Raw genomic sequence first — 13,341 nt, 5'->3', positions numbered from 1 at the left:
GGTACGAGCGGGAAAGGTGCACAGATGCAGGCGGACGGGGTGGTTGTGGGGAGCGCTGCCGGTGTGGCGCGGGTCAGAGTCCAGCGCAGCGGCGGATGCGGGCGTTGCAATGAACCGGGCGGCTGTGGCAATGCCGCTGACTCGCGTTGTGACGAGTTTGTCGTCCTCAACGAATTGAATGTCAGGCCTGGCGATCGCGTATTGATCGACATTCCCGAAGGCGCGGCGCTGCGTGCGGCCATGCTGGCCTATGGCCTGCCTCTGTGCGGGACGGTACTGGGGGCCATTGCCGGGTTTGCGGCCGGTGGCTCCGATATGGCGAGCCTTGCAGGTGCTGCAGCGGGCCTTCTGCTTGCCTTCGCGGGCGTCCGTCTGGGGCGGAGCAGGGGCGTCTCCCGCCCACGCATTGCGGAAATCCTGTGAGCGGGCGCTTCGGTAGCAGCGCGCTGCGGGCCGCAGCGCTGAGCGTGCTGGTGTGTTGCGCACCCCTGAGTGCGAGGGAATTGCCGATCGGGCGTGAGCTGCCACGGTTTGCCGATCTGGTTGATCAGCAGGCTGCGGTAGTCGTCAATATCAGTGCGACCCGTGCGCAGTCTGCACCGCTGGCTCCGGCCTTGAGGGAGTCTCCTCCGGGGCGGATGCCGGAGTGGCTGCGTCGTTGGCTGCCGCAGTCCCAGGACGATCAGGAAGAGGCGCCGGAAGACGATGATCGTGCGGTCGGGTCGGGCTTCATCATTGACAGTCAGTCCGGACATATTTTGACCAATGCGCATGTGGTGGAAGGCGCCAGCGAAATCATGGTCAGACTCAATGATCGGCGGGAGTTTCCGGCAACGGTGCTCGGGATCGATCGACGCACGGACATCGCATTGCTCAAGGTTGACGCCACCCGCCTGCCTCAGGCGCGTCTGGGTCGCGCCTCGGCCTTGAGGGTTGGTGACTGGGTGCTGGCTATCGGCTCTCCTTTTGGTTTCGACAGTTCGGTGACGGCCGGAATCGTCAGCGCGAAAGGCCGAAGCCTGCCGGATGACAGCATCGTGCCCTTCATCCAGACCGACGTGGCCATCAATCCCGGCAACTCGGGCGGGCCGCTTTTCAACATGAAGGGCGAGGTTGTCGGCATCAATTCCCAGATCTACAGCCGCACAGGTGGTTTCATGGGGGTGTCCTTCGCCATTCCCATCGAAGTTGCCATGGATGTGCAGGCTCAGTTGCGCGAGCGCGGGTATGTGCTGCGCGGACGGATCGGGGTACTGGTTCAGGAAATGACTCAGGACATCGCCCGGAGCTTCGGCTTGCAGGATGTCCGTGGCGCGTTGATCAGCCAGGTCGAGGGCGATTCGCCAGCTGCCCGGGCAGGCTTGCGCAGCGGGGACGTGATCCTGAATTTTGATGGCGTCGCGGTCGAGAACTCGCTCGAGCTTCCCCGGGTTGTCGGTGCCACTCGCCCCAATCGGGATGTGAAACTCAGTTACTGGCGCGACCGGCGTCTGCAGCAGGCCGTCATCCGCGTCAGCGTCTTTCCTGAAGAAAAGGTCGTCATGCCGGCAGTCAGCGAGCCGGCGCGCAAGGGTGGAAGTCCGCTCGGACTGCTGGTTCGGGATCTGACACGTGATCAGAAGCGCGAGCTCGCACTGGATGGCGGAGCGGCGATTGAGGAGTCCAGCGGCGTTGCAGCCCGTGCCGAGTTGCGGCCAGGCGATGTCATCGTTTCCGTGACGGTGGATGGCAGGATGCTCCCGGTGCGCTCCGCAGCGCTCTTCAATCGCCTGATCCTGGGGCTGCCCAAGGGCGAGCCGCTGACCTTGCAGGTTAGGCGCGGCGACAGTCAGAGCTTTGTCGGCCTCAAGCTGCCGCGACGCTAGGGTGGCAAAGGGGCTTCGGCTATAATCGCCTGCTTTTTCAGTATTTTGCTGAGGGTGCCGCAAAGGCGCCCTTTTTGTCGTTACTTACGGTTTTCTGATATCTGGCATGCAGCACATCCGCAATTTTTCGATCATCGCCCACATTGACCACGGCAAGTCGACGCTGGCCGATCGGCTTATCCATACCTGCGGAGGGCTTTCCGACCGTGAAATGGAGGCTCAGGTGCTCGACTCGATGGATATCGAGCGCGAGCGCGGCATCACGATCAAGGCCCAGACCGCGGCGCTTCAGTATCGTGCGAAGGACGGCAAGGTCTACAACCTGAATCTGATCGACACGCCTGGGCACGTCGACTTTTCATATGAAGTCAGTCGGTCCCTGTCGGCTTGCGAAGGCGCGTTGCTGGTGGTGGATGCGTCGCAGGGGGTTGAGGCGCAGACCGTCGCCAATTGCTATACGGCGATCGAGCTGGGCGTGGAAGTGCTGCCGGTGCTGAACAAGATGGATCTGCCCTCCGCGGATCCGGAAGCGGCACGCCAGGAAGTTGAGGACGTGATCGGCATCGATGCCACCGAGGCCATTCCGTGTTCGGCGAAAACGGGCATGGGGGTCGATGACATCCTCGAGATGATCGTCGCCAAGGTGCCGGCACCGCGCGGCAATCCTGACGGCGAGCTGAAGGCGCTGATCATCGATTCGTGGTTCGACAACTATGTCGGCGTCGTCATGCTGGTGCGGGTTGTTGACGGCGTCATGCGCCCCAAGGACAAGCTCCTTTTCATGAGCACCGGGGCGCAACACCTGTGTGAGCAGGTCGGCGTATTCAGCCCCAAATCGGTCTCCCGTGACGCTTTGCATGCGGGCGAGGTGGGCTTCGTGATTGCCGGAATCAAGGAGCTGAAGTCGGCCAAGGTCGGCGATACGATCACGGTCGCGACCCGGCCTGCTGCCCAGGCGCTGGAAGGCTTCAAGGAAATCAAGCCGCAGGTGTTCGCGGGCCTCTACCCGGTCGAATCCTCCGAGTACGACCAGTTGCGCGATTCGCTGGAGAAACTCAAGCTCAATGATGCTTCGCTGCAGTATGAACCCGAGGTGTCCCAGGCGCTGGGCTTCGGTTTTCGCTGCGGTTTTCTCGGGCTGCTGCACATGGAAATCGTGCAGGAACGTCTCGAGCGGGAGTTCGACATGGATCTCATCACGACCGCACCGACGGTGGTGTATGAGGTCGTGATGAATGACGGCGCTGTGGTGAAGGTCGAGAACCCGGCCAAGCTGCCCGAAGTGACCAAGATGCAGGAGATCCGTGAGCCGATCATCACCGCCACGATTTTCCTGCCACAGGACTACCTCGGCCCGGTCATGACGCTTTGCAACCAGAAGCGTGGCAGTCAGGTCGACATGCACTACCACGGTCGTCAGGTGAAGCTTGTTTATGACATGCCGATGGCCGAGGTGGTGATGGACTTCTTCGATCGCCTGAAGTCCGTGTCGCGTGGTTACGCTTCGCTCGACTACGACTTCAAGGAGTATCGTCCCGCAGATGTGGTGAAGCTCGATGTGCTGGTGGCCAGCGAGAAGGTCGATGCCCTGTCGGTGATCGTGCACCGGGCGAGCGCGCAGTATCGCGGGCGGGAGCTGGCCGAAAAGCTTCGTGGTCTGATCCCGCGGCAGATGTTTGATGTACCGGTCCAGGCCGCGATCGGATCCCACATCGTTGCGCGCGAAACGATCAAGGCGCTGCGCAAGAACGTGCTGGCCAAGTGTTATGGCGGTGACATTACCCGCAAGAAGAAGCTGCTTGAAAAGCAGAAAGAAGGCAAGAAGCGCATGAAGATGGTCGGTAACGTCGAGATTCCGCAGGAGGCTTTCCTCGCGGTGCTGCGGACGGACGAAGGCAAGTAACCCCTAAGAAAAGAGCAGATCTTGGATTTCGCACTCATCCTGTTTGTCCTGAGCATTGTCTCGGGTGTTTTGTGGTGCTACGACGTTTTCAAGGCACGCAAGTCCCGTCCGAAGGGAACGCCTGACCCGTGGTGGGTCGAGTACGGTGCCAGTTTCTTTCCGGTCATCCTGCCTATCTTCCTGCTGCGCTCTTTCTGGCTGGAGCCTTTCCGCATCCCCTCCGGCTCGATGATTCCGACGCTTCAGGTCGGTGACTTCATTCTCGTGAACAAATATGCCTACGGCGTGCGTCTGCCGGTCATCAACAGGAAAGTCATTGAAGTCGGCCAGCCGCAGCGAGGTGACGTGATGGTGTTCCGTTACCCGCATGACATCCGCCAGGACTACATCAAGCGGGTCATCGGCCTGCCAGGTGACCGGGTTGAGTACATCAACAAGCGTCTCAGCATCAACGGCAAGTCACTTGAAACGACTGCTGCCGGGGATTATCTGATTCCGGGATCCTTCGATGTGTTCCAGCGTTTCGAGGAAAACATCGACGGCCGCAAGCACGCCATCCTCAATAACCGCGACGCCCAGGCCTTCATCCCCGAGCAGCTGATCGTGCCGCACGAGTTCTCTGGCAACTGTCAGCATTCACGCGAAGGGGTGCGCTGTACCGTACCCGCAGGGCATTATTTCGTGATGGGTGACAACCGGGACCAGAGTGCCGACTCGCGTGTGTGGGGATTTGTGCCCGACGAGAACATTGTCGGACGGGCGTTCTTCATCTGGTTCCATGCTGACCGTATCCTTCCTCCGTCCGGCGTTGATTTCAGCCGGATCGGCAGTTTCCATTGATCCGACCGGAGAATCCGACATGAAACGTCAAAGCGGGATGTCACTGATTTCAACCTTGATCCTGGGCGTGGTCGCTATGGCCGTCCTGGTTCTCGGCTTGAGGCTGGTTCCTGTCTATACCGAGTACTTTGCAGTCAAGGGCGCGTTTACCAAAGTCTTGTCCAGCACTGACCCCGGTGCCCCCTTGTCGCAGTTCCGCACGGCTTTCCAGCGCTTTGCCGATATCGACGACATCAAGAGCGTGGATGCTCAGACGATCGTGGTTGAGAAGGATGCCGGCAAGGCCTCCATGCATGTGTCCTATCGCCGCGAAGTCCCCCTGTTCGGCAATGCTGGGCTCTATTTCGATTTTGAAGTGTCCTCGAATTGAGCCTGTCGAAAACCGCAGGGCTGGAATCAGCCCTGGCTTACCGTTTTGCCCGTCCGGAGCTTCTGCGCCAGGCCCTGACGCATTCCAGCTATGCGGCGGATCACAACGAACGGCTTGAATTTCTGGGTGACAGCATCGTGGACATGGTGGTCTCGATGCTCTTGTTCGTGCAGTTTCCGGATTCGCGGGAGGGGGATCTCTCGCGTTTGCGGGCTCAGTTCGTCAAGCAGGATGCCCTGCATGCGATCGCCCTCAGCCTCGATCTGGGAAGCTTCCTCCTGTTGGGCGAGGGGGAGCACCGCAGTGGCGGTCGTCAGCGGCCTTCCATTCTCGCCGATGCGCTCGAGGCGGTATTTGGCGCGATCTATCTGGATGGCGGCTTCGAGGCGATTCGCGATGTCATTGCCAGGCTCTACCGTGACAAGCTGGCCGCCGTTGACCCCGCAGGATCCTTCAAGGACCCGAAAACCGCGCTCCAGGAAGTGATGCAGGCGCGGCGCTTGCCTTTGCCGCGCTATGAAATGGTGGCCGAGCGGGGCGAAGCTCATGCACGCGAATTCGAGGTTCGCTGTGTGCTGGAAGGCTTGTCCCTGAATACCCTTGGTGTCGGCACCAGCCGACGCATTGCAGAGCAGATGGCTGCCCGCACGGCCTTGCAGGAACTGGAAAAATCATGAGCGAAACCATCACGCATACCGGCCTGGTGGCCATCGTCGGTCGTCCCAATGTAGGCAAATCCACGCTGCTCAATCGCCTGGTCGGTCAGAAGATCAGCATCGTTTCGCGCAAGGCGCAGACGACTCGGCACCGCATCACCGGTGTTCTGACCGAGGGCTCACAGCAGTTTGTGTTCGTCGATACGCCCGGTTTCCAGACGCATCACCGCAACGCGCTCAATGCGAGCATGAACCGCACGGTGGGGCAGGTCCTCAACGAGGTTGATGTGGTCATGTTCCTGATCGAAGCCGGGCGTTTCGGTCCGGACGACCGCAAGGTCATGGCCATGCTGCCGCAGGATGCGCGAGTGGTGCTGGTCCTCAACAAGGTTGATCTCGAAGAGGACAAGGGCAAGCTTCTGCCCTTCATGCAGCAGATGGCGACCGAGTTTCCGTTTGCGGAAATCGTGCCGGTCAGTGCCGAGCGCGGCCAGAACGTGGATCAGTTGCTGCGCGCGGTCGGCAAGTATCTGCCCGAGGGTGAGGCGCTCTTCGGCGAGGATGACATTACCGATCGCAGCGAGCGTTTTCTGGCGGCCGAGTTCCTGCGGGAAAAGCTTTTTCGCCTGCTGGGCGAGGAATTGCCCTATGGCATGACCGTCGAGATCGAGAAGTTCGAGGTGGAAGGTCATCTGCGCCGCATCTTTGCCGCGATCATTGTCGACAAGGCCGGGCACAAGGGCATCGTGATAGGCAAGGGCGGCGAGCGTCTGAAGCGGATCTCCAGCGAGGCGCGCGTCGAGCTCGAGAAGCTCTTCGACGGCAAGGTCTATCTCGAAACCTGGGTCAAGGTGAAGAGCGGCTGGGCAGATGACGAGCGTGCGCTCAAGTCCCTGGGATACGACTGAGGCGGATTCCTTGCTCGCATTGAGATGAGCGGTCGCGCACGTATCGATAACGAAACCGGCTTTCTCCTGCACAGCTACCCCTGGCGGGAGACGAGCCTCATCGTCGAGATCTTCTCGCGCGATTTCGGTCGGGTGCCGATGGTGGCCAAGGGCGCGCGCAGGCAGGGGTCCGTCTTGCGTGGCGCACTGATGGCCTTTCAGCCGCTCGAGCTGACATGGTCGGGCAAGGCCGAGGTGAAGAATCTGCACAGTGCCGCCTGGCAAGGCGGGCAGCCCCTTCTGGGCGGAGTCGGTCTGCTCTGCGGCTACTATCTCAACGAACTGCTGCTGCGCCTCCTGCCGCGCGAGGACGCCCATCCTGCCTTGTTCGATGCCTATGCCGGCACGCTCGCGCGTTTGGCCGCCGGTCTGGCTCATGAACCCTTGTTGCGCGCTTTCGAACTCGATCTTTTGCGCGAACTCGGCTACGCGCCAACCCTGACTCATGATGCCGACTCGGGCGAGGCGATCCACGCAGGGAGCGACTATCTCTTCGTGCTTGAACGCGGCCTGATCGAGGCCCCGCCCATGGCTTCAGTCCCTGCAGACCTCGTCGTGCTGCCCGGGCATGTACTGCTGGCCATGGCGGCAGGCGATTTTTCTTCAGCCGAAATCCTGAGTCATGCAAAGGGGCTCATGCGGCGGTTGATCCATTACCATCTGGGAGGGCAGGCGCTGGAGTCGCGCCGCATCCTGATGGAGCTTCAGGCTCTCTGAAACAAGGAAACAGGCATGATCGAACTGGGCGTCAATATCGACCACGTGGCCACCATTCGCCAGGCGCGCCGCACCTATGAACCTGATCCCGTCTGGGCGGCGGTCGAGGCGCATCTCGGCGGTGCCGACGGGATTACCGTGCATCTCCGCGAGGATCGCCGGCACATCCAGGATCATGACGTGAGACGTCTGCGCGAGCTCACGCACATCAAGCTGAATCTCGAAATGGCAGCGACAGAAGAGATGGTCGGCATTGCCTGCCAGATCCGTCCCGAGATGGCCATGCTGGTGCCTGAGGGCCGCCAGGAAGTGACGACGGAGGGCGGGCTGAACATTCTGGCGCAGGAGGCTGAACTCAAGCGCTCGATCCAGCGCCTGGCCGATGCCGGCATCATGACCAGCGTTTTCATCGACCCGGACATTGCCCAGGTCGAAGCGGCCGCGCGCATCGGTGCCAGCGTCTGCGAAATCCACACGGGACCTTATGCCGCGGCTTTCCACACCAAGGGGCGGGATGCGCGCAGTCCGGCGGTGCTGGAGGAGCTCGACAAGATTGCCGCAGCAGGTCGTGCGATCGTCGGGCTCGGCATGCGCTTCAACGCAGGCCATGCGCTCAACTATTTCAACGTTCAGCCCGTTGCCGCCCTGCCTGATGTCCGCGAACTGCATATCGGCCATGCGATCGTCAGCCGCGCCGTGTTCGTCGGCCTGCGCGAGGCGGTTGCGGAAATGAAGCGTCTGATGCGGGAAGCGGATCAGCGCCGCTGAGCAGCATGATGATCTACGGCATCGGAACCGACATCGTCACCGTCGCGCGCATGCGTGATTCGCTCGCACGGCACGGCGTCCGTTTTGCCGAACGCATCCTGCATCCTGATGAACTCGCCGGTTTTGGGGGAGTGCGGGAGCCGGAGCGCTTTCTCGCCAAACGCTTCGCCGCCAAGGAGGCCTTCTCCAAGGCTCTTGGCACCGGATTGCGGCCGCCTGCCACGCTGGCGGCCATCGGCGTCAGCCACGATGCGCTGGGCAAACCTTTCTATGTTTTCGGCGAGGCGCTGGCCGCTCATCTGGAGGGGCTCGGCTTGCGGGCCCACCTTTCGCTCAGTGACGAGCGGGAGCACGTCATCGCCTTTGCTCTCCTGGAGTCCGTTCGATGAATGACAGTGTGATTTCCTTGCCGCTTGGCCCGGTCATGTGCGATGTGGCCGGCTTTGTCCTGACGGATGCCGAGCGCGAGGTCCTGCGTCATCCGCTGGTGGGCGGAGTCATCCTTTTTTCGCGGAATTTCGAGAGTCCGGATCAGCTCGTTGCACTGTGCCGCGAGATCCATGCCTTGCGCTCTCCGGCCCTGATCGTCGCGGTTGATCATGAAGGGGGGCGCGTGCAACGCTTCCGGCAGGGCTTCACGCGCTTGCCTGCCATGCGCAAGCTGGGCGAGCTGCATGCGGCTTCGCCGCGTGACGCGATCCTGTCGGCGCAGGATGTCGGCCATGTGCTTGCGGCCGAGTTGCTGGCCCACGGGGTTGATCTGTCTTTCGCGCCGGTTCTGGATCTCGATTTCGGACAGAGCCGCGTGGTCGGGGATCGCGCTTTTCACCGCGATGCGAATGTGACGGGCATGCTGGCCCATGCCGTGGCCAGTGGCATGCGCGAAGCCGGTATGGGCAGCGTGGGCAAGCATTTTCCCGGGCACGGATATGCCGAGGCCGACTCCCATGTCGAGATGCCGGTTGATGATCGCGACTTCGACACGATCTGGGCCGAGGATATCGCGCCGTACCGCGGTGCGCTCTGCAGCACGCTCTCCGGCGTGATGCCGGCACATGTGGTGTATTCGAGGATTGATCCGGCGCCGGCTGGTTTTTCCGCGTTCTGGCTGCAGGATGTGTTGCGCCAGCGCGTGGGCTTCAAGGGCGTGATCTTCAGTGATGATCTCACCATGGAAGGCGCAACGCTTGCCGGCGACATCGTTTCGCGTGCGGACGCCGCGCATGCTGCCGGCTGTGACATGGTCCTTGTCTGCAACCGGCCGGAGCTGACCCGCGATTTGCTGGCGCGATGGACACCTGCGCTGCGCCCCGAGTCTGCCGCTCGAATTGCCGCCCTGAAGCCTTCGGCTTACCCCTCGCTCGAGGCACTGTCGATTGACAAGCGCTTCACCGAAGCCTGGGCATCGGTACAGGCGCTCGTCTGAGTTTCAAGCCGGGGGGCTGCCCGCTGCGCCCCGCAGGTCCGCTCATTGCAGCTGGAAGCCGTAGCTGTAGTTCCGGCTGGCGCCGTTGACGGTGACGCCGTTGATGGTCACCGTGTAGCTGCCACCGCTGGCCAGTCCGGCCACTTTCCATTGCAGCGAGTTGGCGAGGCCATAGCCTTCGTAGTTCTCGATGCGGTCACTCACCGTGAGCGATTGGCCCGATGCGTTCGTGACGGTGATGGTGGCGCCGGAGAAGCTGACCTGACTGTTGCCATTGGCATATGCGCTGGTCTTGCTCGCGATCGCCGAGAACGAGAGATACCAGCTTGTCGAGAAGTCGCTGGACGGATAGCTGCCGTAGGGATAGGCCACGAAATCGTTTGTCATGCTCACGCTGCTGGCCGCGCCACCGATCGTACGCAGTGCTGAAGCCATGCTCTTGCCGTCATCGGAATCGACCCGGCCGAAGCTGGTCGAGGCGAGGAAGGGGTACAGCACCCAGCGGCGATGCCCCAGCGTGCTCACATTCGAGTCGACCAGATACGCGGTCACCGAGTCTGCGCTGGCCATGTTGCGGGTATTGCTGCCGCCGGCCATGTAGAGATTGCTCTTGCCGGCAAGGCGTGCTGCCTCGCTGGTGTAGCAGCTTCCGCTGCTGTCCGGTGTGTGGGTCAGCTCGCCATTGGCCACCATGTAGAGCGCGGCGGCGGCGGCCGCTGCATCGTCCGAGCTGTCGTAAGTGACCGCAGGCAGGCCGTGACGACTGCGGATTTCATTGATCCGTGCGAGTACGGCATTCTTGTCTGCGGTGCTGACCTGGCCCGCCACGCAATTGCTGACCTGCGGAGAGACGGTGTAGGAGACGCCGCTCACGCTGCCGGCCGAACTGCTGGTCGTGCTGCCGGTGCTGGACTTGCTGCTGGAAGCCGAGCTGTTGCTGCCGGTACGGCTGCTCGATGAGGCTGCATTGCTCGTGGCGACCGAGCTGGCGCTCTGGTTTGTCGTGCTGGTGCCTTCGCTGCCACCACTACCGCCGCCTCCGCACGCGGCGAGCGCGAGTGCAAGCAACTGAACGATGATGAACGATGGGAGGCTGTGACGAGTCGACTGCATGGGAGAGGTCCGGCTGATTCTTCAGATCCGCCAAGCCTAGCGTCTGAGCCGAGCAGCCTGCTTCCACAGGTCGGCGGGAGGGCGCCGGTCATGGTCGGCGGAAGCCGTGGCCCGACATGCGGCGCCCCGTCCGGCAGACTGCGGTAGTATCCCGGGCTCCGGCAGCCTGAGTCCGGATGAAAGCATGGAGTATCCGACGTGAGTTTCGATTACAAGCCTTTCCTGCGATCGCTGACCGAAGCACCGGGCGTCTATCGCATGATCGGCGCGGACGACGAGGTGCTCTATGTCGGCAAGGCCAAGAACCTCAAGCGGCGCGTTTCGAGCTACTTCCAGAAAAATCATCCGAGCCCGCGCATCGCGCTCATGGTGCAGCAGATCGTGCGGGTCGATACGACCGCGGTGCGCTCTGAAGCCGAAGCGCTGATCCTCGAAAACAATCTCATCAAGACGCTCAAGCCGCGCTACAACATCCTGTTCCGCGACGACAAGAGCTATCCCTACATTGCCATTACGGGTGACGCGTCGCCGCGTCTGGCCTATTACCGCGGCGCATTTGAAAAAGGCGTGCGCTACTTCGGCCCGTTTCCGTCCAGCTGGGCGGCGCGTGAGAGCATCCAGTTGCTGCAGCGGCTTTTCCTGTTGCGGACCTGCGAGAACAGCGTCTTCAACAATCGCTCCCGTCCCTGCCTGCTCTACCAGATCAAGCGCTGTTCCGGGCCTTGTGTCGACATGATCGATGCAGAAGGCTACGGCCGGGACGTGAAGCTCGCGACACTGTTTCTCGAGGGCCGTCATTCCGATGTCATCGACAGCCTGACGGCACGCATGCAGGAGGCGTCCGACGCCTTTGCCTTCGAGCAGGCGGCAATCTTCCGCGACCAGATCCGCGCGCTGCAGACCGTGCTGCACAAGCAGTTCGTGGATTCCGGCAAGGACGAGGACGTCGACATCCTGGTGGCGGACTCCGGAGGCGGCCAGGTCTGTGTGAATCTGGCCATGGTCAGGGGCGGGCGCCATCTGGGCGACCGGGCCCAGTTTCCGAGCGCGGGGGAAGGGCTTGGCACCGCCGACGCGCTGCTGGCCTATGTTGATCAGCACTATCGCCTGCATCCCGCGCCTGCGAAGCTGATCATCGAAGGGGCAGATGTCGACGCAGTCAAACTGATTCTGGAGGATGTGCTGGAGCGTCCGCCCATTGTGGCCAATGCGCGTTTCCAGGCCGAGAAGGCATGGGTGGAAATGGCTCAGGTCAATGCCCGGCTTGCGATCGAAACGCGCTTGCGTGAAACCGGGCGGGCCGAGAGTCAGCTCGAGGCCTTGCAGGCTGCACTCGAGCTGCCCGAGCGGCCGAACCGCATCGAGTGCTTCGACATTTCGCATACCCAGGGTGAGGCGACGCAGGCCTCCTGCGTCGTGTGGGAAGGTGCCGGCATGAAGAAGTCCGAATACCGTCGCTTCAACATCAATGGCATTACCCCGGGCGATGATTACGCCGCCATGCGTCAGGCACTGACACGGCGCTACGAAAAGGTTGCGGCCGGCGAGGGCGTGCGGCCGGATCTGATCCTCATCGACGGCGGCAAAGGGCAGGTTGGTGTGGCCTGGGAAGTGCTCACCGAACTGGGGCTCACCAGCATCGCGATGGTGGGGGTCGCCAAGGGAGAGGAACGCAAGGCCGGGCTGGAGCAGCTGATCTGGCCGGATGGCCGGGAGGGCCTGGCGCTGGGGGGCGAGCATCCGGCTCTGCATCTCATCCAGATCGTGCGCGACGAGGCGCACCGTTTCGCCATCACCGGGATGCGCGCCAAGCGCAGCAAGACGCGGCTGAGCTCCCGCCTTGAGGATATTCCCGGCATTGGCCCGACGCGGCGCAAGAAGCTGATCGAAACCTTCGGCGGTCTGGCGGGTGTGCGTGAGGCGACTGTCGAAGATTTGTGCCGCGTCGAGGGGATCAATCGTAAAATCGCCGAGCAAATCCACAACGCCCTGCATTAGGAAGCCCGCGTGAAGCGGTGCCCTGATGAGTGTCCGGACAATCAATGAATTTCAATCTTCCCAACGCCCTGACCTGGGCGCGCATCCTGATGATCCCGCTGGTGCTGGCGGTCTTCTATATCCCGCAGGATGTGTTGTCCCTGCCGAACCAGAATCTGGTGGCCTGCGTGCTCTTCATCGTGGCCGCGATCACCGACTGGTTCGATGGCTGGCTGGCCCGCCGGCTCGGGCTGACCTCCGCGTTCGGCGCCTTCCTCGATCCGGTTGCCGACAAGCTCATGGTCTGCGCCGCGCTGGTCCTGCTGGTCAATCTGGATCGTTGCAATGCCGTGCTCGCCTTCATCATCATCGGTCGTGAGCTGACCATCTCCGCATTGCGTGAGTGGATGGCTCAGCTCGGCAAGACCAAGAGTGTGGCCGTGTCCTTCATCGGCAAGCTCAAGACGACTGCGCAGATGGTGGCCATTCCCATGCTGCTGTACTACGACGACCTGCTTGGGCTGCCCATCTACCGGATCGGTAGCCTGCTGATGCTGGTGGCCGTCGTGCTGACGCTCTGGTCCATGGTCTACTACATGCGGCGGGCGCTGGCAGTCCTCGACGAAGCCTAGAAAATCTTCTTGACAGCGGGCCATAAAGCATTAAAATGCACGGCTCCTGATGCGGGAGTAGCTCAGTTGGTAGAGCGCAACCTTGCCAAGGTTGAGGTCGCGAGTTCGAGACTCGTCTCCCGCTCCA

14 protein-coding genes and 1 tRNA gene are annotated in these 13,341 nt (G+C 61.9%); 14 read left to right on the top strand and 1 reads right to left on the bottom strand.

The genetic code is table 11. The annotated features are described in order from the left end of the window. The first annotated feature begins 24 nt into the window (after positions 1-24). The 11 genes from ABDB87_RS02455 (at position 25) to nagZ (ending at position 9,492) form a co-directional block, all read left to right on the top strand. A complete protein-coding gene (locus ABDB87_RS02455) occupies positions 25-423 on the top strand; it encodes a SoxR reducing system RseC family protein (protein ID WP_345923786.1) in 399 nt (132 codons plus the stop codon). Continuing rightward, complete coding sequence (locus ABDB87_RS02450) at positions 420-1,865, top strand: Do family serine endopeptidase (RefSeq protein WP_345923784.1); 1,446 nt, start codon at positions 420-422, stop codon at positions 1,863-1,865. The genes ABDB87_RS02455 and ABDB87_RS02450 overlap by 4 nt, the downstream gene beginning before the upstream one ends. A gap of 106 nt (positions 1,866-1,971) precedes the next feature. After that, positions 1,972-3,768: a translation elongation factor 4 gene (gene lepA / locus ABDB87_RS02445; protein ID WP_345923782.1), complete on the top strand. Its 1,797-nt coding sequence runs from the start codon at positions 1,972-1,974 to the stop codon at positions 3,766-3,768. Positions 3,769-3,789: 21 nt separating this feature from the next. Beyond that, complete coding sequence (gene lepB / locus ABDB87_RS02440) at positions 3,790-4,608, top strand: signal peptidase I (protein WP_345923779.1); 819 nt, start codon at positions 3,790-3,792, stop codon at positions 4,606-4,608. Positions 4,609-4,627: 19 nt separating this feature from the next. Next, on the top strand, positions 4,628-4,978 hold the full coding sequence (locus tag ABDB87_RS02435) for a DUF4845 domain-containing protein (protein ID WP_345923777.1): 351 nt from the start codon (positions 4,628-4,630) through the stop codon (positions 4,976-4,978). Continuing rightward, on the top strand, positions 4,975-5,655 hold the full coding sequence (gene rnc / locus ABDB87_RS02430; protein WP_385918346.1) for a ribonuclease III: 681 nt from the start codon (positions 4,975-4,977) through the stop codon (positions 5,653-5,655). The genes ABDB87_RS02435 and rnc overlap by 4 nt, the downstream gene beginning before the upstream one ends. Beyond that, positions 5,652-6,542 carry a GTPase Era gene (gene era, locus ABDB87_RS02425; RefSeq protein ID WP_345923775.1) on the top strand — a complete coding sequence of 297 codons (891 nt, stop codon included), beginning with the start codon at positions 5,652-5,654 and terminating at the stop codon, positions 6,540-6,542. Before rnc ends, era begins: the two co-directional genes overlap by 4 nt. Positions 6,543-6,566: 24 nt before the next feature. Continuing rightward, on the top strand, positions 6,567-7,298 hold the full coding sequence (recO, locus tag ABDB87_RS02420) for a DNA repair protein RecO (RefSeq protein WP_345923773.1): 732 nt from the start codon (positions 6,567-6,569) through the stop codon (positions 7,296-7,298). Positions 7,299-7,313: 15 nt separating this feature from the next. Next, positions 7,314-8,066: a pyridoxine 5'-phosphate synthase gene (locus ABDB87_RS02415; protein WP_345923771.1), complete on the top strand. Its 753-nt coding sequence runs from the start codon at positions 7,314-7,316 to the stop codon at positions 8,064-8,066. An 8-nt stretch (positions 8,067-8,074) separates the two neighbouring features. Beyond that, positions 8,075-8,455: a holo-ACP synthase gene (gene acpS, locus ABDB87_RS02410; protein WP_345924672.1), complete on the top strand. Its 381-nt coding sequence runs from the start codon at positions 8,075-8,077 to the stop codon at positions 8,453-8,455. Continuing rightward, positions 8,452-9,492: a beta-N-acetylhexosaminidase gene (gene nagZ, locus ABDB87_RS02405; protein ID WP_345923769.1), complete on the top strand. Its 1,041-nt coding sequence runs from the start codon at positions 8,452-8,454 to the stop codon at positions 9,490-9,492. Before acpS ends, nagZ begins: the two co-directional genes overlap by 4 nt. Before the next feature lie 42 nt (positions 9,493-9,534). Here nagZ and ABDB87_RS02400 read toward each other — a convergent pair whose 3' ends face one another. After that, positions 9,535-10,605: a CAP domain-containing protein gene (locus ABDB87_RS02400; protein WP_345923767.1), complete on the bottom strand. Its 1,071-nt coding sequence runs from the start codon at positions 10,603-10,605 to the stop codon at positions 9,535-9,537. Positions 10,606-10,863: 258 nt separating this feature from the next. On the opposite strand from ABDB87_RS02400, the gene uvrC reads away from it, so the two are divergent. The 3 genes from uvrC (at position 10,864) to ABDB87_RS02385 (ending at position 13,341) form a co-directional block, all read left to right on the top strand. Further along, positions 10,864-12,603 (top strand): excinuclease ABC subunit UvrC, encoded by a 1,740-nt coding sequence (gene uvrC, locus ABDB87_RS02395; protein WP_385918557.1) that lies wholly within the window; start codon positions 10,864-10,866, stop codon positions 12,601-12,603. Between the two features lie 44 nt (positions 12,604-12,647). Continuing rightward, a complete protein-coding gene (gene pgsA / locus ABDB87_RS02390) occupies positions 12,648-13,214 on the top strand; it encodes a CDP-diacylglycerol--glycerol-3-phosphate 3-phosphatidyltransferase (RefSeq protein WP_345923763.1) in 567 nt (188 codons plus the stop codon). Positions 13,215-13,265: 51 nt separating this feature from the next. Then, positions 13,266-13,341 (top strand) — tRNA-Gly (locus ABDB87_RS02385).

It is taken from the genome of Uliginosibacterium paludis (assembly GCF_039631355.1).
Lineage (GTDB): Bacteria > Pseudomonadota > Gammaproteobacteria > Burkholderiales > Rhodocyclaceae > Uliginosibacterium > Uliginosibacterium paludis.
Note: the sequence above shows the minus strand (reverse complement) of the source record. Positions and strands in the feature narration are given on the sequence as shown.